At 40.3% G+C, this 25,641-nt stretch carries 21 protein-coding genes; 7 read left to right on the top strand and 14 right to left on the bottom strand.

The features are described 5' to 3' along the window. The first annotated feature begins 75 nt into the window (after positions 1–75). The 7 genes from ACZOVS_RS00105 to ACZOVS_RS00075 all read left to right on the top strand — a co-directional run bounded on the left by ACZOVS_RS00105 (position 76) and on the right by ACZOVS_RS00075 (position 7,017). Positions 76–378, top strand: a complete 303-nt coding sequence (locus tag ACZOVS_RS00105) for an FtsB family cell division protein (protein WP_483995202.1) — start codon at positions 76–78, stop codon at positions 376–378. Between the two features lie 62 nt (positions 379–440). After that, positions 441–722: a hypothetical protein gene (locus ACZOVS_RS00100; protein ID WP_483995201.1), complete on the top strand. Its 282-nt coding sequence runs from the start codon at positions 441–443 to the stop codon at positions 720–722. Then, positions 719–1,303, top strand: coding sequence for a hypothetical protein (locus ACZOVS_RS00095; RefSeq protein WP_483995200.1), 585 nt, complete (start codon positions 719–721; stop codon positions 1,301–1,303). Before ACZOVS_RS00100 ends, ACZOVS_RS00095 begins: the two co-directional genes overlap by 4 nt. 5 nt (positions 1,304–1,308) lie before the next feature. Continuing rightward, a complete protein-coding gene (locus ACZOVS_RS00090) occupies positions 1,309–2,415 on the top strand; it encodes a hypothetical protein (RefSeq protein WP_483995199.1) in 1,107 nt (368 codons plus the stop codon). Between the two features lie 765 nt (positions 2,416–3,180). After that, the gene (locus ACZOVS_RS00085) at positions 3,181–3,462 is read left to right on the top strand and encodes a hypothetical protein (RefSeq protein ID WP_483995198.1); all 282 of its coding nucleotides are present in this window, start codon (positions 3,181–3,183) and stop codon (positions 3,460–3,462) included. Then, complete coding sequence (locus tag ACZOVS_RS00080; RefSeq protein ID WP_483995197.1) at positions 3,459–5,171, top strand: hypothetical protein; 1,713 nt, start codon at positions 3,459–3,461, stop codon at positions 5,169–5,171. The genes ACZOVS_RS00085 and ACZOVS_RS00080 overlap by 4 nt, the downstream gene beginning before the upstream one ends. A 214-nt stretch (positions 5,172–5,385) precedes the next feature. Continuing rightward, on the top strand, positions 5,386–7,017 hold the full coding sequence (locus ACZOVS_RS00075) for a hypothetical protein (RefSeq protein ID WP_483995196.1): 1,632 nt from the start codon (positions 5,386–5,388) through the stop codon (positions 7,015–7,017). A 23-nt stretch (positions 7,018–7,040) separates the two neighbouring features. Here the strand turns inward: ACZOVS_RS00075 and ACZOVS_RS00070 are convergent, their stop codons facing one another. The 14 genes from ACZOVS_RS00070 to rfbA form a co-directional block, all read right to left on the bottom strand. After that, positions 7,041–7,880, bottom strand: a complete 840-nt coding sequence (locus tag ACZOVS_RS00070; RefSeq protein ID WP_483995195.1) for a histidinol-phosphatase — start codon at positions 7,878–7,880, stop codon at positions 7,041–7,043. A 10-nt stretch (positions 7,881–7,890) separates the two neighbouring features. Next, positions 7,891–9,147 (bottom strand): peptidase U32 family protein, encoded by a 1,257-nt coding sequence (locus ACZOVS_RS00065; RefSeq protein ID WP_483995194.1) that lies wholly within the window; start codon positions 9,145–9,147, stop codon positions 7,891–7,893. Positions 9,148–9,159: 12 nt separating this feature from the next. Continuing rightward, on the bottom strand, positions 9,160–10,500 hold the full coding sequence (locus ACZOVS_RS00060; RefSeq protein ID WP_483995193.1) for a glucose-6-phosphate isomerase: 1,341 nt from the start codon (positions 10,498–10,500) through the stop codon (positions 9,160–9,162). Between the two features lie 352 nt (positions 10,501–10,852). Continuing rightward, positions 10,853–12,586, bottom strand: coding sequence for a glutamine--tRNA ligase/YqeY domain fusion protein (locus ACZOVS_RS00055; protein WP_483995192.1), 1,734 nt, complete (start codon positions 12,584–12,586; stop codon positions 10,853–10,855). A 151-nt stretch (positions 12,587–12,737) separates the two neighbouring features. Further along, complete coding sequence (locus ACZOVS_RS00050; RefSeq protein ID WP_483995191.1) at positions 12,738–12,914, bottom strand: hypothetical protein; 177 nt, start codon at positions 12,912–12,914, stop codon at positions 12,738–12,740. Between the two features lie 180 nt (positions 12,915–13,094). Further along, positions 13,095–14,138 (bottom strand): mannose-1-phosphate guanylyltransferase, encoded by a 1,044-nt coding sequence (locus ACZOVS_RS00045; RefSeq protein WP_483995190.1) that lies wholly within the window; start codon positions 14,136–14,138, stop codon positions 13,095–13,097. An 80-nt stretch (positions 14,139–14,218) separates the two neighbouring features. Continuing rightward, positions 14,219–15,268, bottom strand: coding sequence for a UDP-glucose 4-epimerase GalE (gene galE / locus ACZOVS_RS00040; RefSeq protein ID WP_483995189.1), 1,050 nt, complete (start codon positions 15,266–15,268; stop codon positions 14,219–14,221). A 17-nt stretch (positions 15,269–15,285) separates the two neighbouring features. Continuing rightward, entirely contained in the window at positions 15,286–16,551 is a 1,266-nt protein-coding gene (locus tag ACZOVS_RS00035; RefSeq protein ID WP_483995188.1) for a nucleotide sugar dehydrogenase, read from the bottom strand. Between the two features lies 1 nt (position 16,552). Then, positions 16,553–17,881, bottom strand: a complete 1,329-nt coding sequence (locus ACZOVS_RS00030; protein WP_483995187.1) for a UDP-glucose dehydrogenase family protein — start codon at positions 17,879–17,881, stop codon at positions 16,553–16,555. A gap of 232 nt (positions 17,882–18,113) precedes the next feature. Next, the gene (locus tag ACZOVS_RS00025; protein WP_483995186.1) at positions 18,114–19,082 is read right to left on the bottom strand and encodes a Gfo/Idh/MocA family oxidoreductase; all 969 of its coding nucleotides are present in this window, start codon (positions 19,080–19,082) and stop codon (positions 18,114–18,116) included. Between the two features lie 201 nt (positions 19,083–19,283). Further along, positions 19,284–19,844, bottom strand: coding sequence for an acyltransferase (locus ACZOVS_RS00020; protein ID WP_483995185.1), 561 nt, complete (start codon positions 19,842–19,844; stop codon positions 19,284–19,286). After that, on the bottom strand, positions 19,841–22,039 hold the full coding sequence (locus tag ACZOVS_RS00015; protein ID WP_483995184.1) for a DUF4954 family protein: 2,199 nt from the start codon (positions 22,037–22,039) through the stop codon (positions 19,841–19,843). Before ACZOVS_RS00015 ends, ACZOVS_RS00020 begins: the two co-directional genes overlap by 4 nt. Positions 22,040–22,056: 17 nt before the next feature. After that, positions 22,057–23,130: a dTDP-glucose 4,6-dehydratase gene (gene rfbB / locus ACZOVS_RS00010; RefSeq protein ID WP_483995183.1), complete on the bottom strand. Its 1,074-nt coding sequence runs from the start codon at positions 23,128–23,130 to the stop codon at positions 22,057–22,059. Positions 23,131–23,141: 11 nt separating this feature from the next. Further along, on the bottom strand, positions 23,142–24,026 hold the full coding sequence (rfbA, locus tag ACZOVS_RS00005) for a glucose-1-phosphate thymidylyltransferase RfbA (RefSeq protein WP_483995182.1): 885 nt from the start codon (positions 24,024–24,026) through the stop codon (positions 23,142–23,144). Positions 24,027–25,641 lie beyond the last annotated feature (1,615 nt).

Raw genomic sequence — 25,641 nt, 5'->3', positions numbered from 1 at the left:
TTATTGTGCAAACTCTAAAAAACAATGTAGGGTTGTCATACGTCATGATAAGAAAAATGTAAAATGTTGTAAGTTATGAAAATAAAAGACATTTTAAAAAGGCTGGGGAACAAATATCTGATTGCCACACTGTTGTTTGCGGCAATAGTGGTATTTTTCGACCAGTATAATTTTTCTTATCATAAAAAAAATTACAGGGAACTTGAAAATTTGAGGAACACCGCCCGCAATTATGAGGAGAAAATCAGGGAACAGAACGAAACCATCAAGAGATTGGAGAGTGATTCCGCTTACATTGAAAAGATTGCCCGAGAAAAATACATGATGAAAAGAAGCAACGAGACGATTTATGTTCTCGATAACGACGACGAGAATTAATATTGCATAAAATTGAAATGAAAACCAAAAAAATAACTAAATCAACTGAGAAAATGAAAAAAATGAAAAAATTGGCGATTGCCTTTGCAATTGCATGTTGCATCGCACCAGGCGTGCATGCACAATCCGACGCGTTCTTCAACTGGACCGACGACACTCGTGCAGGAAGAGACGGTACTGTTGATATCTCATCTCCCAACAACGGAGGTTTCGGTATTCAATCATTGAACCAGGATCCGCCCACCACACCTTTGGGAGGAGGTCTGTTGCTGTTGACTGCTGCCGGACTCGGTTATGTCGCGATTAAAAAAAGAAATGCTAACAAAAAAAATGATGTGTTATGAAAAGAAGTGTATTGTTAATTTCAGCTTTTGCCGTTTTCGGTCTGTTGTTTACTCAATGTAAGAAAAACCAGGAGGTGCTTCCCGTCATACCTTCAGGCGAGAAAATAGACGTGACACTTAACGTGCCCAACAATGGGGGAAGCAAGACAAGTATTGCGGACGACGGCACCATAGTATGGACCGGTAACGACAAGATAGTGGTTTGTTATTCGGGAGGTAATGGTAATTTGAATTATAAAGGTGTAGTCGGTATTTTGTCCATCACCAACAATGTTAACGCCAATGTGGCTACTTTTACAGGTCAGATAACCCTTATGGGTGATCAGACTGCTGAAAACTTCGCTTCATACTTGTATGATTTCCACTATCTCGGGTCTGATTTCGATGTAAGTACCATATTAAACGATGATGGTTCGTATAACGCATCATATACGCTCGACTTTACCAACCAGGACGGCACATTGGCAGGTCTCTCAAAACTTCACTATGCCATGGGAACCGGCAATTTCAAGAATGTCAATGAAACTATACTGCTAATCTCGTCCTTGAAAACAAGATTTGTGTCTTCTCATACGATGTAACCGCCATGGTGGACCAAACCAACACGTATGCCGTTGACAACTTTTATATGACATTCACCGGTTCGGTTGTGCCAAACACAAAACTTACCGTAGGTTTTACCGGAGGTTATACCTATGACAACACCACAAAATCCATTTACGTAGGAAAACCCACAAAACAATCCGACGGCTCATACAAACTCTATGTGATACTGCCGGGTTATGATCCTTCTGCCTTACCGGGTGATGTCAATGTACAGTTTTTCAGCGACTCTTATTCTCAGAATGCCGCAATAACTCATCCAAGTGCTTACTTCGGCTATAATTCTTACAACGGAGGAACTTCCGCCAATGTGACATCCATAACAAACGCCACATATATGCTCAATGAAAACTGTGCAAGAGGTATCTTCAAAACTGCCAAGGGTCGTATTATCAGAATTGCCAAGGGTAATTTAAAATATGTGAATGGAGAAGCTTCTTTACACACATCACAAGTAAATGCTTATTTAGGAACTAATTCTTCTGAAGGCTTTGATCATTTTGCTTTCGGTGCCACAGGCGTCGACGGTGCCCCGTCTCCTTTGAACCTTTACAATTATCAGTCAGGTAGTTCATGGTATTATACCGAAGGCACTTATCTGACAGGTAGTTTTGATTATGGCAAGATGTTAAACATTGGAACAAGTTTTGCAACAATGACTACAGACGACTTTAGTGCCTTTGAGGACTACAATATAGGGAGCACCACATATTCTTCTCCAGTCTTACCTTCAAAAGCAAATGTTACCCAAAATATACTCTATATAGTAAATGACATAACTTTAAAACCAAAAGAATTAAATGAGTCAGATATTACTTTATATGAAAAGAAGTATAATGCTATATTCTTTTTATGCACAGGATACAACAGCAATCCGGAAGATAATAATGGAATTACATCATGGTCTGTATATCCTTCAAACTATTGGATTGCTGACGGCTACAACGGCGACACTTACAATATGTTAAATCCCAACACCGGCAAGATAGAGAAAGTTGGTTCTGAAATTGTAGAAGGCGAAGGTTATCCAGTACGTCTTGTTCATACTGAATTCGACCCACAAATTCCAGTAATCAATAAGGCATTATAATTTTTTGTAAATATTAAAATCGTTTCCAAGGGGCACCTCAGATCAAACATGGAGGTGTCCTTTGTTTTTTAGTCTTCATGAATCATCCAACATACTCTCACTTCATCAAAAAACCTACATAAACTGCAACGGATAATCACAAACAGACATGACAAGTCAGACTTACAGCCTTACTTACTGAAAGTCATCTCAAAGTTTTCATTAATTATCTTTTATTCTATCCCTCATCCATCAAATCGTCTTTCATATTTTCCCGTCTCATAAAAAAAACACACCTTATTATTAATAACTGACAAAAAACACCGACAAAGACACCAAATAAATCGTCAGTAAATATTCATTGATTTTCATTGAGTTATTTTTTATTTCTTTAAAATGACATCATCACAAATACATTATCATTTTACTCAAAAACATCTCAATTAATTTTTTTTAAACATTTTCAAAAGACCTTAGAACAATTATTTGTTTGAGATGTTATTTCCTGCTGAGACAGTTTCGCTTTACCGGCATCTGCCATTTTAAAGTATCAAAAAAAACAAGAATTGCAAAATGCCGAAAAGTTGTCATCATTTTTATTAACAAATTAAAAAACAAGACTATAAAAACTTGAAAAGATATTTAATGCGAAACTATATTATGAAAAAACTACGAGGCAATTAATGTCTCGTAGCAATTATGAATACAATTAAACGAAAATATTATTGTAAGTCAACAAATTTAATTAATCATCAAATCAACAGGAAAATGAAAAAATTAAAAAAAATGAAAAGATTCGTCATTGCCGTAGCAATTGCATGTTGCATTGCGCCGACAACACATGCACAATCAGACCGGTTTTTCAACTGGAGCGATGATGCGAGGACAGGAAGAGACGGGACAAGTATAGACATCACGTCTCCCAACAACGGAGGTTTCGGTATTCAATCATTGAACCAGGATCCGCCCACCACACCTTTGGGAGGAGGTCTGTTGCTGTTGACAGCTGCCGGACTCGGTTATGTAGTAATTAAAAGAAGTGCTAACAAAAAAAATGATGTGTTATGAAAAGAAGTGTATTGTTAATTTCAGCTTTTGCCGTTTTCGGTCTGTTGTTCACTCAATGTAAGAAAAATACGGAAGTGCTTCCTGTTGTTCCCACAGGTGATAAAATCAATGTGTCGCTCAATATTCCAAACAATGGTGGCAGCAAGACAAGTATTTCGGACAACGGCACCATAGTATGGACAGGTAACGACAAGATCGTGGTTTGTTATACCGAAGGAACCACTACAGGTGTTGCAGGCATTTTGTCCATCACCAACAATGTTAACACCAATGTGGCTACTTTTACAGGTCAGATAACCCTTATGGGTGATCAGACTGCTGAAAACTTCGCTTCATACTCTTATGATTTCCACTATCTCGGTACTAATTTCAGTGAAAGTGCCATAACAAACAGCACCGGTTCGTATAATACATCATATACGCTCGACTTCACCAACCAGGACGGCACATTGGCAAGTCTTCCGGAACTTCAATATGCCATGGGAACCGGCAATTTCAAAAATGTCAATGGAAATTGGACTGCAAATCTCAACTTGCTCAACAGAGTCTGCCTTTTCTCATACGATGTAACCGACATGGTGGACCAAACCAACACGTATGCCGTTGACAACTTTTATATGACATTCACCGGTTCGGTTGTGCCAAACACAAAACTTACCGTAGGTTTTACCGGAGGTTATACCTATGACAACACCACAAAATCCATTTACGTAGGAAAACCCACAAAACAATCCGACGGCTCATACAAACTCTATGTGATACTGCCGGGTTATGATCCTTCTGCCTTACCGGGTGATGTCAATGTACAGTTTTTCAGCGACTCTTATTCTCAGAATGCCGCAATAACTCATCCAAGTGCTTACTTCGGCTATAATTCTTACAACGGAGGAACTTCCACCAATGTGACATCCATAACAAACGCCACATATATGCTCAATGAGAACTGCACAAGAGGTATCTTCAAAACTGCCACAGGGCGTCTTATCAGATTTGCCAACGGCAATTTATATACCACTTTTAGCGGTTCTTTACAGTCTCCAAGCAATATTCAAACCAACATCTATACGTCACAGGTGAATGCCTGTTTGGGTTATAATGGCGCTGTAGCTTCCAATATGCGTTTCGACGATTATGCTTTCGGTGCCACAGGCGTCGGCGGTGCCCCGTCTCCTTTGAACCTTTACAATTATCAGTCAGGTACTCCATGGTATTATACGGGAGGCACTTCTCTGACAGGTGATTACGATTATGGCGTGATGTTAAGCAGCAGCACCTACACAACAAGTTTCGCAACAATGACGACAGACGACTATAGCGCTTTCAACAACACAAATTACAACATAGGAAGTGCACTTTACACAAGTAGCGTTACACCATCAAAGGCAGTCGAGAATCAATATATTCTTTATATAGTAAACAACAAGAACATCAAACCGACTTCATTGTCATCGGATTCCATCCAGAAATATGAAGACATGTACAATGCCATATTCATGTTATGTGCAGGATACAACTCCAATCCGAGTACCTATGGAAGCACATCATGGCAATATTCTCCTTCATACTATTGGATTGCTGACGGCAACAGCAACAGCACTCTGAACATGTTAAATGCTTCAACCGGCAACATAGAATCCGTCGATCCTTCAGATGTAGAAGGCGAAGGTTATCCTGTACGTCTCGTACATACGGAATTCAATCCTAATTAACAGGTATTATAATTTTTTTGTAAATATTTTATCAATTCTTGAAACGAGAGTGTCGCCTTTGAGCTGACACTCTCGTTTTTATTATTTTTCAATATGAAAAAGCATTTTTATGTATTATATATGTTATTAGATATATATATATTTTATTATTTTTTTCAATTTTTATCATATTGGCATAATTTATTGTTAACTTTGCAGGAACAAATTCACAATTATGAAAAGAATATCATTGTTTGTATTGTTTATCATCTCTTTATCGACCCTTCATGCACAGGATGACTATCAAAGATATATGGATTCCGTCAACAGAGCCATGAAACAGATGGTAGATGAAAGTAAAAACGAACTGCAACAAATACAAAAAGAATATAAAAGTTTCATAGAGGAGCGCACTGCAGAGTTTGCAGAATTTATTGCCAATGAATGGAAGTTGTTCGAAGACTTCAAAGCCCATCAGTTGAGCATGACGATGCCCAAGTTGAAAAACATACCAAGTGCAAAAGAAAAAGCTCTTACAGATGCGCAATCGTCCATCGAATTCGCTTCTTCCATAGACTTGCCCAAGATAACACATGCAACAGCTACAGAATACGATGACATGGAGGATAACAGTTATTTGGTACGTAAACGGTTGGATAATAACGGAGTACAAGAACTGTCGCGCCCGTCGGCATCATACAGCCATATCAATGGAAAACTTGAAAACGACGTGGCGAGACTCAACTTTTACGGAAGACTCGTCGATATTCCCGTCAGTCCGGAATTGATGATTCATGCAAAAGGCACTGACGAGAAAGAAATATCGGAATACATTACAGATATAGCCAAATATCAGGAAGAAAGCCGTGCATTGTGGCAGGAACTTGCAAATATTGTAAACAACTTCGGACTTAACGAGTGGGGTTATTTCTGCCTATTACGTTCTTTGTCGGAAGTCTTGTTTCCCGACAATATGGAAGACAGAGTACTATTCTGTTTTTACATGCTGCGCAACGAAGGTAATTACAAAACACGTATAGCACGTGGCAAAGACACCGGCAAACTGACACTACTTCTTGCCTTAGACAATAAGAAAGAAGTCTATTCCTATATATTTTTCCGTTTCGACGAAAGCAAAGACGGGAAAAACAAAGTGAAATACTATGCCGTTTACGGTGGTGGCAATGCCGATGAAAGCGTTTATTCATACGACTTCTGCGAACAGGACGTGTCAAAGAAACAAATGAGCCTCGATTTCTACAATATCCTCAACATGGGAGAATGCGACCGTATGCGTAAAATTGACATCAAAAAAGTCAACAAAAGCATAGACATACCTTACAACAGCGCCCATCTTGCCTATCTCGACGATGTCCCAATGACAATATTTCCAATCTATTTTGTCTCTCCTTTGTCGATAGAAGCACAACAGTCGCTGAACCAAGGTTTAGAGGAACTGAAAAGACTTTACAATCCTGTACAGTTCATAGAAATACTGCTCAACATGGTGCAGACAGGATTTGATTACAAGACTGACGAAGAACAGTTCGGATATGAGAAATATTTCTATCCTGAAGAGGTAATAGGGTATCCATACAGCGACTGTGAAGACCGTTCCGCTCTGTTCTCATGGTTAGTGACTACATATACCAATGCGCAAGTCATAGGGTTGCAGTATGAAGGACATATATCAACAGCCGTATATTTCGGCAATGACGCCGATATAGATGGCGATGCCTTCAATTACGCCGGCAAGAAATATTATGTATGCGACCCTACATATACCAACGCATCCATAGGCATGACAATGCCTCAGTTTAAAAATGTCACACCAAAAATAATAAAGATAACACAAAGAAATCCGTAAGACATCGAACGGAGATGCATGGATTACAACGCCACGGCATTCCAGACATTACCGTCATAACACATCACTTCCTTGTAGCCTGCCGCTTTCAAGGCATTTTCCGCCTCGTCAAAACAGGATACTATCTCGGAAAAATGATGTGCATCCGAACTTATTATTACAGGTATTTCAAGTTCTTTCATCTTCTTGAACAGCCATTCTGAAGGATAAAAACCGTTATAACGTCCCTTATAGATGCCACGTGTGTTGATTTCCACAATAAGGTCTTTCTGTTTTATCAAATGCAAAGTCTCCATGACAAGATTGCGATACCAGGTTTCATCTTCGGTAAAATAACGGTTTCTGTTGTGCATCTTGATTTTGTCGAAATGCCCTATAATATCGAAAGACTCCGTTGTTATCATCTTGTTGTTCTGCTCAAAAAACGCCTTCACTCCCTTTCTGATGTCACCGCCGAACAAACGGTTCAATCCATCATCATAAGTCTTTGGATCAGGACCATCGATAAACCAAAGATTATCGAAGTCATCACCGATAAGATGTACGGAGCCGATAAGATAGTCCAGCCCGTGCTGTCTCTTATAATCATCAAAATTCACCTTTACACCTGGCAAATATTCCATTTCCATGGAAGAATAAAGATGTATCCTGTCTTTGTATTTCTCTTTTAAAGATTTCAGCAGAGCCACATAATTGTCAGTCATCTCATTTTTTATGGCGAAAGCATTTTTGAAAGGCACAGGAGAATGGTCTGATATGCCAAGAGCCTTCAGATCAAGACGCAGAGCCTCATTTACCAATTCCTCAGGTGATGACTTGCCATCGGAATAGCAGCTATGTGTATGAAAATTAAACTGTTGCATTTAAGAAGTTTTACAATAAAGAATCAGAAGACACTATTTTATACACTTTGTCGCCACGGCGGATGAGGGTTTTCACCGGCAAGGAACAAAGAACGCCTTTTTCTGCAGTTTTTACAGGTTCAAGGTCAACTCTGATCTCGCGTACGACATCTTCATAAACCCCGGTAGTAGGACCAATAATCATAATATCGTCATTTACACTGAGTTCGTTGGTCTCCATCTTGACCTCAGCGACACCTATCTTAGCAAAATAATTAGTCACTATGCCAACGTAAATTTTCGTCTTAGTAGCCTGAGAACCATAACGTCGGGTCCATTCCCCCATTTTGCGTCCGAGATAATAACCATCCCAAAAGTCTCTGTTATATACCGAGCGTAAACGTGTCATTCCGGCATCTATGAACGTTTTATCAAAAGTGCCGTTAGCGAGAGCATCGACAGCCTCACGATATACCGATACTGTCACTTTGGTATATTCCGGAGAACGACCGCGACCTTCAATTTTCAACACTTTGACGCCGGCATCGAGCACTCTGTCGAGAAAAGGCAAGGTACACAGGTCCTTCGGCGACATGATATATTCATTGTCGATGGCGAGTGTTATCTCATTATCTCTGTCTGTCACCTGATAAGCTCTACGACAAGGCTGTACACAGGCGCCTCTGTTGGCGGAAGAACCAAAATTGTCGAGGCTGAGATAACATTTGCCGGATACTGCCATACACAAGGCGCCATGACAGAACACCTCGATACGCACAAGCTTTCCATTAGGTCCTTTTATCTGCTGCTCCTCAATCTGCCGTGTGATATAACGCACCTGGTCCAAATTCAATTCGCGAGCTGTCACCATGACATCGGCAAACTGAGAATAATATCTGACAGCCTCCACATTAGTAACATTACACTGTGTAGAGATATGCACTTCAACGCCAATCTGCCGAGCATACTGTATCACACTCCGGTCGGAAGCTATTACAGCCGAAATGCCGTTGTCTTTCACAGCATCCAAAAGTCCTTGCATCTCTTCCATCTCAGAGTCGTAAACCACAGTATTGACAGTGACATAACTCTTGACACCGTTATCTCTGCAAATATCCGATATCATTTTAAGGTCATCGAGAGTAAAATTCTTGCTCGATTTGGAACGCATGTTAAGGTGTCCAATACCGAAATAAACCGAACCGGCGCCTGCCTGAATGGCAGCCGACAAGGCTTCGTAAGACCCTGCCGGTGCCATAATTTCTATATCTTTATAGTTGTTATTCAAAAGTCTGTATTTTTATTTATTATCTTTCTTTCTTAACTCTGCAGCTCTGTCTTCATAACCTTTTTTTCCGAGAAGGGCGAACATGTTTTTCTTGTAAGCCTCCACCCCGGGTTGATTGAAAGGATTCACACCGAGCATATATCCACTTATGGCACATGCCATCTCGAAGAAATAAATCAACTCACCCATCACCTCCGGCGAGATGCGCGGTATCTCCAACCTAATGTTGGGCACTCCTCCATCGACATGAGCCAAAATAGTAGCCTTCTCTGCGGTATGGTTGACAAAAGACAGACGCTTGCCGGCAATATAGTTCATGGAGTCGAGATCCTCATCATCTTCAGGGATAAGTATCTCATTGTCAGAATTTTCAACAGAGATGACAGTCTCAAAGATATTGCGCAGTCCTTCCTGAATATATTGTCCCATAGAATGCAAATCGGTAGTAAAAGACACCGAAGCGGGGAATATGCCTTTATTGTCCTTGCCTTCGCTTTCGCCATACAGCTGTTTCCACCATTCCGAGAAATAAAGAAGACGAGGTTCATAATTGACGAGCAACTCCGTTGTCTTGCCGGTATGGTACAGGACCTGGCGAGCCACAGCATATCTTGCTATTTCATTGTCAGCATTTTCATTGGCGAGACAATAGTTCTGCATAATGCGTGCACCCTCAACAAGTTTTGCAATGTCGATGCCGGCGACAGCAATAGGGAGTAGTCCTACAGGAGTAAGTACTGAATAGCGGCCACCAACATCATCAGGTACCACGTATGTCTTATAACCCTCTTTGTCGGACAAAGTTTTCAAAGCGCCTTTGGCTCTGTCGGTAACAGCGACGATACGCGACCGGGCCTCTTTCTTGCCGTATTTCTTCTCTATATGATTTTTCAGGATACGAAAAGCCACGGCAGGCTCTGTAGTAGTGCCGGACTTTGATATTACTGTCATGGAGTATTCTTTTTTATCGAGAAGATGCAACAAGTCAGCGAGATAATCCTCACTCATATTGTTGCCTGCATAAACGATTTGAGTCTTCTCCTCACCCATAAGCTGAGTGAAATGAGAGCCGAGAGCTTCGATGACGGCACGCGCGCCAAGATAAGAGCCGCCTATGCCGACAACGACAAAGACATCCGATTTACGCCTCAGGTCCTCTGCCGTCGCCTTGATATCTTCAAGCATCACGGTGTCAATTTCTCCCGGCAAAGTCACCCATCCGAGGAAATCATTGCCGGCTCCTGTCTTGCCATAAATGACATCAAAAACAGATTCTACCTTGTCACTGTATTCTTTCATCTGATTGTCAGAGACAAAACCTTTCAAATAATCTAAATTAGTTTTTACATTCATATTGATACATTTTTATGTTGCGAAGTTACAACATATTATTGAAAAAAATATTGAAAAACGACAATAAGGACAAAAATACCTGATATTTTAAATTATTGTACTTCTATATCTTGATTTATCACAAAACTTATCATGCCTTATGGTGATAAATCTTGTTTTTGGTAATAAATCTTGTTTTGCTGAAACACGTTTTTTTCATAAAAACAGTTTTGTACAGTAATACGATACAAAAGTATTATCGAATGACAATATTATTTAACAAAACATAATGGCTGTCTAACAAAATCAGGCAACCACTATTAACACACTGAATTTAAAATCTTCAATACGTTTATATGACGTCTTTAATAGATCACATGTTTTTAGACCAATTATCCTTCAGTCCTACCGTTCTGTTAAATATAAGATGTTCCGGTGTGCTGTCTTTGTCAACAGTAAAATAGCCTATTCTCTGGAATTGGAAATGCTGTAACGGTTTCACATCGGCAAGATAGCTCTCGACATAACAGTTTTCTCTTATCTCCAGGGAGTCGGGATTTATCATCTGTTTCATTGCCTCCAATGGGGAACAATTTTGATTCTCCTGTATCTCGGCGAGAGTGTCACGAGGATTCTCCACATTCCAGAGTCTGTCATACAAACGCACCTCAGCTTTTATGCAATGGTCACAACTCACCCAATGCAACGTCCCTTTGACTTTACGATTACTTTCCGGCATACCGCTACGAGTCATAGGGTCATATTCTGCATAAATCTCCGTTATGCAACCATTATCATCTTTCTTACATCCCAAACATTTCACTATATAAGCATTTTTCAGCCTCACCTCCTGTCCCGGTGTCATTCTGAAATATTTCTTAGGAGCAATTTCCATAAAGTCATCACGTTCCACCCACAGTTCTCTGCTGAAAACAATATCATGAGAACCGGAGTTCTCGTCTTCCGGATTATTGACGGCATGCATCATCTCTGTCTGTCCTTCCGGATAGTTGGTTATTATCAGTTTCACCGGGTTTATCACCGCCGACACCCTTGTAGCACGAGCGTTAAGGTCATCACGTATGGCGCTTTCCAACAAGGCAAAGTCATTCAAGGCATCATAAGTAGTATAACCAATCTTATCAATGAAGTTACGTATAGCCTCCGGAGTATATCCACGACGGCGAAATCCGCACAAGGTAGGCATACGGGGGTCATCCCATCCATCAACAAGACCTTCTTTCACCAAGATGAGAAGATTACGTTTACTCATAAGGGTGTAGTTGAGATTCAACTTATTGAACTCAGTCTGACGCGGACGGTGGTCGTCAAGGTCCTTGCCTTCTTTCAGTTCATCGATGAAATAATCGTACAAAGGACGATGCACCACAAACTCGAGGGTACACAAAGAATGTGTGACGCCTTCGAAATAGTCACTCTGACCATGGGCGAAGTCATACATGGGATAAGCATACCATTTATTACCAGTACGATGATGAGGAGTCTTCACCACGCGATAGATGATAGGGTCGCGGAAGTGCATATTGGGATTTGCCATGTCTATCTTGGCACGAAGAACCATCTTGCCTTCTTCTATCTCACCGCTGTTCATCTTGTACAACAACGCCAAAGACTCTTCAACAGGTCTGTCTCTGTACGGACTGTTGATACCGGGCTGTGTAGGAGTACCTTTCTGCGAGGCTATTACTTCAGAACTCTGTTCATCGACATAAGCCTTGCCTTCTTTAACGAGACGCACGGCAAAATCCCACAACTGACTGAAATAATCAGAAGCATAATACTCATTACCCCACTGAAAACCGAGCCATTGTATGTCTTCCTTGATAGCATCGACATATTCGAGGTCTTCTTTAGTAGGATTGGTGTCGTCGAAACGGAGGTTACACACTCCTCCATACTTTGCCGCAATACCGAAGTCCAAGCAGATAGCTTTGGCGTGACCAATATGAAGATAACCATTAGGTTCAGGAGGAAACCGTGTCTGTACCCTGCCGTCATTCTTACCTTTTCTCAAATCTTCCTCTACCATCGCTTCAATAAAATTAAGCGACTTCTTTTCTTCTTTTAAATCTTCCTGATTATTCATTGCAGTTGTGTTTTATGTTGCAAAATTAAAATAAAATCATAAAAACGTTTATATATTTCTGAAATTTATGGATAATTCATATAAAGAAAGCAAAAATACTCCATAACATGTTCATCGCCGGCAACAAATAGAAGACATCATCTAGTATAGATTAGTTCAAACGTCTGTTTACCACCAAAGAATGGGAAAACAACTTGCCATCATCATAAACATAACTCATTGGTACCGCATAAAGACAGCCATTATCGCCATACAAGGCAAGTACGCATGATGTCATACTTTGTAAAAATGACAAAGCCCTCTTGATTTGAAAGTTATTGTTTTTCACGCCGCATATCTTTGAATATAGAATCTTCTTTCACTTCCTTTAATAAAACATTCATTTACCATTATTTCATAATTATAATATTTTAAATTATTCAATATTGAAGAACAAATATTTTCAATAATAAAAAACAAGTGAGGCATAATTGCCCCACTTGTAGCTTATACTTTCATCATAAACACGTTATTTTTGCCATTCTTTTATAAGCTGTTCATCTTCTTTACGGCATATCAACAATGTGTTACGGCTTTCGGCAACAATATAACCGTTCAATCCCTGTATCACCACTTTTTTCTCCATAGGGGTATGGACTACACAGTTGTTGCAGTCAATCATCTTGACTTCCTGCCCCACCACGGCATTGTTTGAAGCATCGAGAGGTAGATGAGTATAAAGGCTGCCCCAGGTACCGAGGTCACTCCAACCGAAACTTGCCGGATATACATACACCTCGTCAGCTTTTTCCATAACAGCATAATCTATGGAGATATTGGGACATGTCGGGAAATACTCGTTCACCATATCCTGCTCATTATCAGTATAGAAAGAAGGAGTTATCCTGTCGAAGACAGCATGAAGGTCAGGAACGAGAGAAGCAATGGTATCGACAACCATTTTTACATTCCAGACAAAGATGCCGGCATTCCAATAATAACCGCCATCCTGAAGATATGCCTTGGCGGTATTAATGTCAGGTTTCTCCTTGAAAGCCTCAACTTTTTTAATTGTGCCATTCTCATTGTCGCGAGCCTTGATATAGCCATAGCCGGTCTCGGGACGCGACGGCATCATGCCGAGGGTGAGTATGGCAGCACGGTTTGAGGTAAAACGAAGAGATTCTGAGATAACTCTCTTAAAATCAAGCACATCCATCACTATATGGTCAGCAGGAGAAAACACTAAATTGGCATCAGGATAACGTGCATATATCTTACGACTCACATATTCTATACAAGGAGCGGTATTGCGCATACAAGGCTCCAGAAGTATCTGTGTCTCTGGGACCATCGGGAGCTGCTCCATGACAATATTCTTATATCTTTGTGAAGTGACAACCCAGACGTTTTCTTGAGGAATGACGCCGTCGAAACGTTCTACCGTCATCTGTATCATGGATTTTCCTATGCCGAGCACATCGATAAACTGTTTAGGCATCTCCGCAGTACTCATTGGCCAAAAACGGCTGCCGACACCACCTGCCATTATTATAAGATGATTTTTATTCATATCATTGATTTTTATTTAATAAAAACTATATCTCATCATCAAAACGACCCGTCTAATCCGACATCATGACATGAATCATGTCAATCCTCAATGGGAAAAGCCGTCTTACCCTCTCTATAAGCGAGTTCCCATTTCCATGCCGACAATGTCATCTCGTCAATGCCACGAGAAGCCTTCCATCCGAGTTCTTTATTGGAGAATGAAGGGTCAGCCCACACCTTCACTATATCACCGGCGCGACGTCCTGTTATCTCATAGTTCAATTTCCTACCGGACATCTTCTCGAAAGAACGAATAGCTTCGAGGACAGAATAACCGTTGCCTGTTCCGAGGTTAAACACCTCAAACTGAGACTTCATCTTGCCATCTATCATTCTCTGCACCGCCACCACATGGGCTTGTGCGAGGTCCATGATGTGAATATAGTCGCGTATTGGAGTGCCATCGGGAGTGTCATAATCATCACCGAAGACACGTAACACCGGACGTATGCCGTATGCAGTCTGAGTGATATAAGGCATCAGATTGTTAGGCACGCCGAGAGGCAGTTCTCCGAGTTTGGCAGACTCATGTGCCCCGACAGGGTTGAAATAACGCAACGCTATACCATTCAATGTCTTATAGGCATTTATAGAGTCCTGTATTATCTCTTCCGCTATTTGTTTGGTATTGCCGTAAGGACTTTCAGCCTTCTTGATTGGAGCCTTCTCGGAGACAGGAAGATTCTCCGGGTCCGGTTGTCCGTAAACAGTACATGAAGAAGAAAAGACAATATTAGGCACTCCATACTGTTTCATCGCTTCCAAAACATTCATCAGAGAGAGCAGGTTGTTTCGATAATATTTTATCGGTTCATCCACTGATTCTCCCACTGCCTTGTGAGCAGCGAAATGAATGACGCCTTTGATGTCGGGATGACGACTGAAAAAATCATCTGTCTTAGCCTTATCTGCGAGGTCGAACGACTCGAACTCCGGACGAATGCCGGTAACAGACTCTATGGCATCCAAAGCCTGGATACGTGAGTTGAACAACGCATCGACAATGACGACGTCGAAGCCTTTCTGTTGCAGTTCCACAACAGTATGAGAACCAATATATCCGGTTCCTCCTGTAACAAGTATCTTCATATCTCTACAGTATTAAATCATAATCTTGCATCAATAATATTTCTGTCCAAGCAACCTTTTACGTCATATATCACTGCATTGTCTTTTGCAAAAGCCCTGACATCGAGTTTCAGGAACTCAGCATGAGCCACTGCCAAGATAATGGCATCATAACGTTTATCGGGAACATACTTCACTATGTCAACATCATATTCTTCTTTAACCTTACAAGCATCAGCGTGACAGTCGCAGACAGTGACATTATCGGTATATTCTTTAAATGTATTGTAAATATCAATTACTTTGGTATTTCTAATGTCGGGACAATTCTCCTTAAATGTAAATCCGAGAATCAGTATGTCGGAATTTTTCACCATGACACCCTTTTTATTCATAAAATGAATAGTCCGGTTTGCCACATAGGCACCCATGCCGTCGTTGAGGCGGCGAGCAGATGACATGATACGAGGAAAGATGCCGCACACCTGTGCTTTCTGAATAAGATAATAAGGGTCAACACCTATACAATGACCTCCAACAAGACCGGGAGTAAGTTTGATGAAGTTCCATTTGGACGATGCAGCTTCTATGACGTCGTGAGTATCAATATCCATGGCATTAAATATCTTGGCAAGCTCATTCATGAAAGCTATATTGACATCGCGCTGTGTGTTCTCTATTATTTTGGACGCCTCAGCCACTCTTATAGAAGGAGCACGGTGAGTACCATTGACAAGCACGGAGTTATACAGTTCATCGACAATGTCCGCCACTTGTGGAGTACTGCCGGAAGTGACTTTTTTTATTTTCTCCACCGTATGTTCCTTATCACCCGGGTTTATTCTCTCCGGAGAATAACCGGCAAAGAAATCCACATTATAACACAAGCCTGACACCTTCTCCACCACCGGGATACAGTCTTCTTCCGTCATACCGGGATATACCGTTGATTCATAAATGACAATATCATCCTTAGAGATGACGGTTCCTACTGTCTCGCTCGCCTTTACAAGAGGAGTGAGGTCCGGACGGTTGTTTTCATCCACAGGAGTCGGCACAGCAACAATATAAATATTGCAATCTCTGATATCCTCAATATCGGCAGTACATCTAAAGCCATTATTCAAAGCATCCTGTAACAACTCGTCAGACAATTCCAAAGTATCATCATGACCTGCCATAAGGGCATCTACACGTCTTTTGTTCTTGTCGAATCCTACAGTACAATACTTGGTAGAGAACAATCGCGCCAAAGGCAATCCCACATACCCCAAGCCTATAACACATATCTTTTTATCTTGCATGTCAAACATTTTCATTATTAACACCTATGCCGTAATAAACGAAGCCGGCATCTCTTATCTCGTTACGGTCGAAGATATTTCTTCCGTCGAATATGACACAATTTCTCATATTTTTGCGAAGGACATCCCAACTTGATATTCTGAACTCTTTCCATTCTGTGACGAGGATGAGTGCGTCAGCATCGACAGCGGCGTCATATTTGTCCAAACAATACGTCACCTTGTCGCCCAACCGTCTCTTACATTCGTTCATAGCGACAGGGTCATAGACACGAACCTTACAGCCGGCATTTATCAACATGTCGATAATGACGAGAGAAGACGACTCCCTCATATCGTCGGTTTCCGGTTTAAACGACAAACCCCACAATGCTATGGTTTTATCCTTAAGATCGCCATGATAATGCTTGTACAATTTACGGAACAGGACTTTTTTCTGGTCATCGTTGACCTCTTCCACAGCTTTAAGTACACGCATATCATATCCATTCTGTTCTGCAGTCTTTATCAAAGCCTTCACATCCTTAGGGAAGCAGCTGCCTCCGTAGCCGCAGCCGGGATAAAGGAACTTGGCACCTATTCTGGTATCGCTTCCAATGCCTTTACGCACCATATTGACATCAGCGCCGACAAGTTCGCAGAGGTTGGCAATGTCGTTCATGAAACTTATCCTCGTAGCGAGCATGGAATTAGCTGCATATTTTATCATCTCGGCAGACGGTATATCGGTAAATATAAGTCTGTCGTTGACAAGCATGAAAGGTTTGTAAAGACGAGCCATCAGCATCTTGGCCCTATCGCTTTCCACGCCTATCACCACTCTGTCAGGGTGCATGAAGTCATTAACGGCAGCACCCTCTTTGAGGAACTCAGGATTGCTTGCCACATCGAAAGGTATGACAACGCCACGACGGGACAACTCCTTAGATATGGTCTCTTTGACAATTTTATATGTACCTACGGGAACAGTACTTTTAGTGACAAAAACAATATAACGGTTCATGCAACGACCTACTGTCTCAGCCACATTGACGACATAACTGAGGTCAGCGCTGCCGTCTTCATCAGGCGGAGTGCCCACAGCACTGAACACCACCTCGACATCATCGAGTATGGAAGACAAATCAGTAGTAAAACGAAGACGCCCGGCTTTGACGTTTTTCTCCACCAACTCATCGAGACCGGGTTCATAAATAGGCACCTCCCCACGCTTCAACTTCTCAATCTTATCATTATCAATATCAACACAATAAACATTGATACCCATGTCAGAGAAACATGTCCCCGACACAAGACCCACATAACCGGTACCTACTATCGCAATATTCATCACAAAAATTTTTCAAAAATAACGAATTTATTACAATCTTTGTTATAAAAATCAATATTTATTTTTACAAATATTTACAATAATAAGACAATACGATTCCTATCATCAATAAAAAGCATAAAAAGGCACAAAAAAAAGCAACCGTAAACCGATTGCCAACATATCATTACTAATAAATTTTAAAAAACGACATTCAAGAAACAGAATATCATATAACATTATCAGCAACACATCATTTCCAGCCGAAAGGATGTCTGCACAGTGGCAGTTTTGCCAATGGATGATAGTCACCTTTAAGACCTACAGGCCGGCTGTTACGTATTTTATATACTATGTCGATACAGTTGTGAGCCTCAGAGATACGGAATCCTTCGCCTTTAAGGACCATTTCATAGCTCTTGGTATGCAATTCCGTGAATCCTTGACTGAACTCGAATTCCTCACCGTCTATCATGATGCTGCGGAATGTCCTTTTGCCTTCGGCGACAGCTTGAGTAGGCAAAGTGTCGGCGTTGATACTCAAGAAATAACGTACACGAGCCTTCTCAAATGCCAAGAATCCCGCCACTCTGTCATGAGAATACAGATGTACAATACTCTCTTTTACCGGACCAAAGATCCACGACAGCATGTCATAAAAATGGATACCAATATTGGTAGCTATGCCCCCGCTTTTGTTCTCATTACCTTTCCATGAGGCATAATACCAATTGCCGCGCGAAGTGATATAAGTAAGGTCAACATCGTAAATCTTGTCCTTCGGGCCCTCTTCGACTTTCTTTTTAAGAGCAATAATAGAGTCATGCAATCTCAGCTGCAAGATGGTATAAGCCTTTCTCCCGGTTTCTTTCTCGATCTTCTCCAAGGCATCGATATTCCATGGATTCAACACCAAAGGTTTCTCGCATATCACATCGGCACCGAGACGCAAACCATAACGAATATGCGCATCATGCAGATAGTTCGGAGTACAAACTGAGATATAATCTATATTAGTACCACGTTCTTTGAGAAGTGTATTATGACGGTCGAAGAGTTCTTGTTCTGTAAAAAAAGAAGCAGCAGGGAAATAAGAGTCTATCACCCCCACGCTGTCACTCCTATCGTAGGCTGAAACGACATTGTTACCTGTATCTTTTATGGCTTTCAGATGACGTGGCGCTATATAGCCACCAACGCCGATAATAGCAAAGTTTTTCATATTACAACTGTTTGTCATTAAACGAACATATTATTTTTTTAGTCTTAAAAACATGAAAAAACGAGATTTTTTCAGAATGACATCATCATTTCAACATAAATCATCCCGTCTTTATCATTTATAAATTATTGTTATTATTATTTATCTTTTTAAAATAGTATAATAAAAAAAACATTATTCAAATATCATATTAAAGGCACATCATTTCACCGGAACAAGACCGTTATCTTTCAACATATAAGATCTACCACATTGACATGACAGTGAGTCATCGAGACGATTGCCGCATTCGCACACCCAGCCTATGCGACGAGCCGGCACGCCTGCCATGAGAGCGTGGTCGGGAACGTCTTTCGTCACCACGGCGCCGGCAGCGATGAGAGCATTGCGTCCTACATTATGACCGCATATCACGGTACAGTTGGCACCCAATGATGCGCCTTCGTGTATCACCGTTTTGGCATATACACCATGTACGGGAAACTTGGCACGCGGAGCAGTCACATTGGTGAAGACACAACTCGGTCCGCAAAAGACATTATCTTCCAATTCCACACCTTCATAAATAGAGACGTTGTTCTGTACACGCACTCCATTCCCTATCCTGACATTGTTGCCAATGTTGACATTCTGTCCAAAAGAACAGTTCCTGCCAATGCGGCAGCCGCTCTGAATATGACAGAAATGCCATATCTTGCTGCCTTCTCCTATCTCTACATCATCATCAACATACGACGACTCATGAACAAAATAATCTTTCATAACAATATGCGTTTTACTTCTTCAACATCATTAATAAACTTCTCTGTCTCGGTCTTTATCTGTATTATAAAACTGTTGTCTTCCAATCTGCCGTTGACAGCATCTCTCTCTTCCTCATCACGAAAAGTGGCATTACGTATTTCATTATCATAATCTTTCTTACGTGACAGATACACCTGCTCGCATATATCACGTTGTATATCGACAGCCCTGTCCAACACTTCCACAATACAATCCTCTACAGGACGCCCCATCTCCAACGACAACAACAGACAGGCATGATAAAGTTTCTCGACAGGATAATGCCGCCATAACATGTCATAACGGTCATGAATATCATCCCAACTTTTCAGTATCCCATTTTTAATATCACCTCTAAGGTTATCGACATCCTTGGAAGACATCAGTTGTCCGCCAATATTCAACCATTTCTCCTGAGATCTCCGTTTCAAATCTTCGAATAAATCGGCAACCGAGATACGATTCATCTTCAAACAACACACTATATTTTTCGCTGCATAATAAATTATCATGTCGCCATAGGCATGATAAGCCTCATAAGCTTTCAATATACGGACTTTACGATTGCTTTTCTCCACATTATCAGCGAAAATTACAAGACCTTTCACCGTATCCATCTCATCGTCGAGAAGTCTCTTTCCAAGGTCATGCAATGCCTTATCATCATAACTATTGATATCTATACCATTTGCCTTGATATAAGCTTTAGCCGTCCACAATCTCAACAATTCACGGGCAGCAGCGACCTCGTCCATGCTATCAGGTGCATAAGTATCAAACTCAATATTCTGTATCTTGCGTTTACGTTTGTCACGTTTCCGGTATTTTGAAGTATTGCGAGCCATGGCATAAGTATTGTACATCCACCAATAGGCAGGCATTATTTCAAGCTCATCTTTTGCCAAATTATTGTTAACCAAGCTAAATGGCAAAGTAATATTCATCTCGTAAGGATAGTCCGACTTAGACAGAAGAGTAAAGGAAGCGAAAGAAGAAGAATGCTTCACACTTGTACACAAGCCCGGCCAGAATCCGCGTTTTGCCAATATCTCGCCGTCGGCAGCCCTGCTGTTATGGTTGGACCCCAATGTGGCGCCTGCCGCAATGTTGCTCTGACCCATGACACAGGAAGCTATGAGGAACGAATTGTTATGATGCTGTTCATGTGCCGGAAATATCAAGTTGTTCAACACCTCGCAACATGATATAGTAGAGTTGTCGCCCACCACTGTATTGACGACACGTGCCCCGTATTTCAAATTGCAGTTGTCGCCGATGACAAAATTATTGGCTGTCACGCCATACAACACATTACTGCCATATCCTACTATGCCGTTGACGAGTATGGAGTTCTCTCCAATAACAGAAGGCTCTTCCAAAGAAGAGTTGATGGTGGCATTATCTATCCTGCTTGCACCTCTGACATAGCAGTACGAGCCAATCTTCACATCTCTCACCATAGAAGTATTTTTCATGACACACGACTCACCTATCATTCCATAATAGCCGCGACGTTTGTCGAAAGAGTTCTGTGTTATCTCCAACAGTCTGTCCTGCAACGACTTGTCATCAGCATATTTTGCCCACAAATAAGCATCAGCCGTTATCATGCCGTCGAAAGGCAATATCTTCCTGCCACCGCCTTCGTTCATGACTTCGAGCCAAACCCTGCTGTCTTCATTTTCACCATCTTTCACTATGCCATTGCCGAACCTGCAACAGGCAGAAGCGGTCATTTCATTAATATTGAACAAAATACATTTGTCACCTATAATATAATGAGAAACAAGATGAACGTTGTGGATAGAGACAAAATCGCCAATGTCGCAAGAAATGATGTTACTCCCCGTGATACCAACAGGAAGGCGAAGACCGTCATACTGAAGCGCACCTTCATCAACGGCACCTATCCTGACCAAGCCGTAGAAACTGTTGTTTCTGATGAATTTAGGATCAAAGACATCTGTCACCATGACCTCAGACCAGTCAGTGGCAGTATTACCGTTTTCAAGGAGACAATCCACTTCGTCCGGATTAAGATGTCTCCAGCCATGTTCAGGTTTTTTCACATGATTATCACGAAAAAAACACTCGTTTTCGCCTTTCACACGGAATTCTTCATCAATGAAATCCCTGTACAGACTATCATATTTCAGCAGTTCAACTTTTCCCATAGCTTTATAATGTATTATTATCTCCCGGAATACATCTCTTCGTAATAACGTTCATATTCGCCTGTTGTCACATTATTCATCCACTCCTCATTATCGAGATACCATTGCACAGTCTTTTCGAGTCCCTCTTCAAACTGAAGAGAGGGAGTCCAGCCGAGTTCATTTTTAAGTTTGGAAGCGTCGATAGCATAACGCAAGTCATGACCGGCACGGTCTGTGACAAAAGTAATCAGATGGTCCGATGTCCCTGGTTTATTGCCGAGCAGTCTGTCCACCGTCTTGACGATAAGTCTCACGAGGTCAATATTTTTCCATTCATTAAAACCACCTATATTATAAGTCTCAGCAACCCTGCCATTATGGAATATCAAATCAATGGCACTGACATGGTCTTCCACAAAGAGCCAGTCACGCACATTTTCCCCCTTACCATAGACAGGTAAAGGTTTCCCATGACGTATATTATTGACAAACAACGGTATCAATTTTTCAGGAAACTGATAAGGACCATAATTGTTGGAACAGTTCGTCACTATAGTAGGCATATTGTAAGTATCATGAAAAGCCCTGACAAAATGATCCGACGCGGCTTTAGATGCAGAATATGGGCTGTGAGGCTGATATTTGGTTTGTTCGGTAAACAAAGTGCCGTCGAAAGCAAGTGCGCCATAAACCTCATCAGTCGATATGTGATAAAACAGTTTGTTTTCATAACGTTCGGGCAGACTCTCCCAATACATGCGTGCAGAATACAACATGTTGAGAGTGCCGAGCACATTGGTCTTGGCAAAGACGAAAGGGTCTTTGATACTTCTGTCAACATGACTCTCAGCGGCAAGATGTATCACTCCGTCTATGGCATATCTTCTGAAGACAGAGCTGATGGCATCGGCATCGCAAATGTCAGCCTTAACGAAGACATAATTAGATTTGTCTTCAATATCCTTAAGATTAGCGAGATTGCCGGCGTATGTCAGTTTATCTACATTAACAATTCGATAATCAGGATATTTTGTGACAAGATGACGTACAAGATGAGAGCCAATGAAGCCGGCTCCGCCTGTTACCATTATATTTCTTCTGTATTCCATAACACGTAATATTAATTATTAGACTCTTCCAATGTTTTAAGGAGATACATGCCGTATTCGTTTTTACTCATCAACGAGGCGACAGACAGCAGTCTCTCTCTATTAATCCAACCCTTTTTGAAAGCTATGTCTTCGAGACAGGCTATCTTAAGACCAGTACGTTTCTCTATCACCTCCACGAAAGTAGAAGCCTCGGAGAGTGAGTCATGAGTGCCGGTGTCGAGCCAGGCGAAGCCACGACCGAGCAACTGTACCTTGAGCTGTTGGTCTTGAAGGAATCTCTGGTTGACGGAAGTTATCTCCAACTCGCCTCGAGCTGAAGGTTTGACAGTCTTCGCCACATCTATTACCTTATTGGGATAAAAATACAGACCTATGACAGCATAGTTAGACTTGGGATGTTGAGGTTTCTCTATGATAGACAAAACATTGCCATCGTTATCGAACTCCGCCACTCCGTAACGCTGAGGGTCAGCCACCCAATAACCGAATATGGTAGCCTTGTCATCTTGTTCCGCAGCACGTACAGCCTCATGAAGCATGGCAGTGAATCCATTGCCATAAAAGATATTGTCTCCGAGGACGAGACATACGCTATCATCGCCCACAAAGTCTTCTCCTATGAGAAAAGCCTGTGCCAAGCCATCCGGAGAAGGCTGCTCCGCATACTGAAAGCGCAGACCGTAATCGGAACCGTCGCCGAGCAATCTCCGGAATCCCGGCAAATCGTAAGGCGTGGAGATGATGAGAATATCCCTTATCCCTGCCAACATCAAAACCGAGATAGGATAATATATCATAGGCTTGTCATAAATGGGAAGCAACTGCTTGCTGACTCCCTTGGTGATGGGATATAACCGAGTGCCGGAACCACCGGCTAACACTATGCCTTTCATAACTGTACTATTTAAAACCTTATTGATACATACGCTGTCATGCGTAACGACTTCATGACAAAAAACGTATGATATTGCAAACTGCAAATATACTGTTTTTATCTTATCAGTCAATATCGATAATGATTTTTAAGAAGATATGGCTTAGATTACCTTAAAAATCATTCCAAAAATAAAGACTGTCAAAGAAAATAAACAATAGGAATAAATCCAAAAATGCAATTTGACAATTTTTCTCTAAAACTATATAACGACAACGATATAAAACCCACACTTATTTAACATTATTATTAAATATTTTATAATATATAAGAAATAAATGCAAATATTTTTATAAAACAATTTAAAGTTAAAGAAATTTTAACAAAAATTTAAATATATATAACATCAAAAAAGTCTGTACATGAAATTTGATATATATCTGAATAATACATATTTATATTTTAACATATCTGAAAAAGTCTGTACATATTCATGTTACTTAATCTTGTTTATATCGAAATAATCAATCGAAAAAAATATCTGTACAAAATTTTAACATTCAAAATCTACTTTTTTAAAAAATATCTGTACATAAAATTTTATATATATCTGAATTATAAATGTTTATACCTTTAAAGAAACAAAAACATCTGTATATTAAAAAATTTCATCATATAGTTTATATTGAGAAACAATTTTAAGACTTTCAATACAAAATACCATATTTTAAACTATCATCATTCGTAATAAAATATATATCAGTAAATAATTTTTCTTTGCTGTAGAAAGAAAATCAAGAAGTTTAAGAATCAGTCACATAACTAAAATACTATACATGAGCAAAAGGAAATATTTTACCGGATACAGAGTTTTTTTAATTCGACAACTTTTAAAAACAATGTGATCACTGTAGTAATATATCCGTTTTTTATTTTAAGAATAAAATGTAAGAAATGTTGAAAAAACAGGTAAATGTATCCCAAATGTATCCTTAAATCATAGATATGTATCCTGAATGTATCCTTTTTTATTGATGAAATATTATATACATCGACTTGAAAAAATGGTACTGTTACAAAAATCGACTTGAAAATTCGAATAAAATACACCTGAGTTTTACCCTATACAACTTGTTGATGAGAATATATCAATAATTATCCAATATTAAGATTATCAGGTAATAATTTTTTTATATAAAAACGTGGAGATAACACTTGCACGGACTTTGGTGGCTGCAATTTTCTAGTACATGCAAGGCTTCTCCACATATTTTAACACTTCCTCATATCTTATATTATGCAGATATATTTTTCGCCTTTAAAATTGCCACCTTCTCGTCCTTTTCCTCTTTCATCACTTGCCTTCATCACGACAAAGATAATTACTATTTTTATACTTCCAAATGTTTTTTGATTATTTTACATTTATTTTGCAATTATTTTTCTTTACTCTTCTATTTTAAGTTATATTTATTTTTTTCTTTATTTTAAAAAATTAAAATATCTCAAAAGATATCACTTTAATATACAATACGATACTGTCCCAAAAAGTGTGTAAAATTCAAAGTTTAATATTTTTGTAGTAGATAAATTTAAAAAAAAACAAAACATGAATTTTACACAGGAGCAAAGAT

It is taken from the genome of Candidatus Limimorpha avicola (assembly GCF_056978975.1).
The sequence above is the reverse complement of the archived record's forward strand: the minus strand, read 5'-3'. Positions and strand labels throughout refer to the sequence as shown.

Bases quoted from the DNA above. Each gene is read 5' to 3' on its own strand.
- ACZOVS_RS00105 (WP_483995202.1), top strand. From the start codon at position 76: ATGAAAATAAAAGACATTTTAAAAAGGCTGGGGAACAAATATCTGATT.
- ACZOVS_RS00100 (WP_483995201.1), top strand. From the start codon at position 441: ATGAAAAAATTGGCGATTGCCTTTGCAATTGCATGTTGCATCGCACCA.
- ACZOVS_RS00095 (WP_483995200.1), top strand. From the start codon at position 719: ATGAAAAGAAGTGTATTGTTAATTTCAGCTTTTGCCGTTTTCGGTCTG.
- ACZOVS_RS00090 (WP_483995199.1), top strand. From the start codon at position 1,309: ATGGTGGACCAAACCAACACGTATGCCGTTGACAACTTTTATATGACA.
- ACZOVS_RS00085 (WP_483995198.1), top strand. From the start codon at position 3,181: ATGAAAAGATTCGTCATTGCCGTAGCAATTGCATGTTGCATTGCGCCG.
- ACZOVS_RS00080 (WP_483995197.1), top strand. From the start codon at position 3,459: ATGAAAAGAAGTGTATTGTTAATTTCAGCTTTTGCCGTTTTCGGTCTG.
- ACZOVS_RS00075 (WP_483995196.1), top strand. From the start codon at position 5,386: ATGAAAAGAATATCATTGTTTGTATTGTTTATCATCTCTTTATCGACC.
- ACZOVS_RS00070 (WP_483995195.1), bottom strand. From the start codon at position 7,880: ATGCAACAGTTTAATTTTCATACACATAGCTGCTATTCCGATGGCAAG.
- ACZOVS_RS00060 (WP_483995193.1), bottom strand. From the start codon at position 10,500: ATGAATGTAAAAACTAATTTAGATTATTTGAAAGGTTTTGTCTCTGAC.
- ACZOVS_RS00055 (WP_483995192.1), bottom strand. From the start codon at position 12,586: ATGAATAATCAGGAAGATTTAAAAGAAGAAAAGAAGTCGCTTAATTTT.
- ACZOVS_RS00045 (WP_483995190.1), bottom strand. From the start codon at position 14,138: ATGAATAAAAATCATCTTATAATAATGGCAGGTGGTGTCGGCAGCCGT.
- galE (WP_483995189.1), bottom strand. From the start codon at position 15,268: ATGAAGATACTTGTTACAGGAGGAACCGGATATATTGGTTCTCATACT.
- ACZOVS_RS00035 (WP_483995188.1), bottom strand. From the start codon at position 16,551: ATGCAAGATAAAAAGATATGTGTTATAGGCTTGGGGTATGTGGGATTG.
- ACZOVS_RS00030 (WP_483995187.1), bottom strand. From the start codon at position 17,881: ATGAATATTGCGATAGTAGGTACCGGTTATGTGGGTCTTGTGTCGGGG.
- ACZOVS_RS00025 (WP_483995186.1), bottom strand. From the start codon at position 19,082: ATGAAAAACTTTGCTATTATCGGCGTTGGTGGCTATATAGCGCCACGT.
- ACZOVS_RS00020 (WP_483995185.1), bottom strand. From the start codon at position 19,844: ATGAAAGATTATTTTGTTCATGAGTCGTCGTATGTTGATGATGATGTA.
- ACZOVS_RS00015 (WP_483995184.1), bottom strand. From the start codon at position 22,039: ATGGGAAAAGTTGAACTGCTGAAATATGATAGTCTGTACAGGGATTTC.
- rfbB (WP_483995183.1), bottom strand. From the start codon at position 23,130: ATGGAATACAGAAGAAATATAATGGTAACAGGCGGAGCCGGCTTCATT.
- rfbA (WP_483995182.1), bottom strand. From the start codon at position 24,026: ATGAAAGGCATAGTGTTAGCCGGTGGTTCCGGCACTCGGTTATATCCC.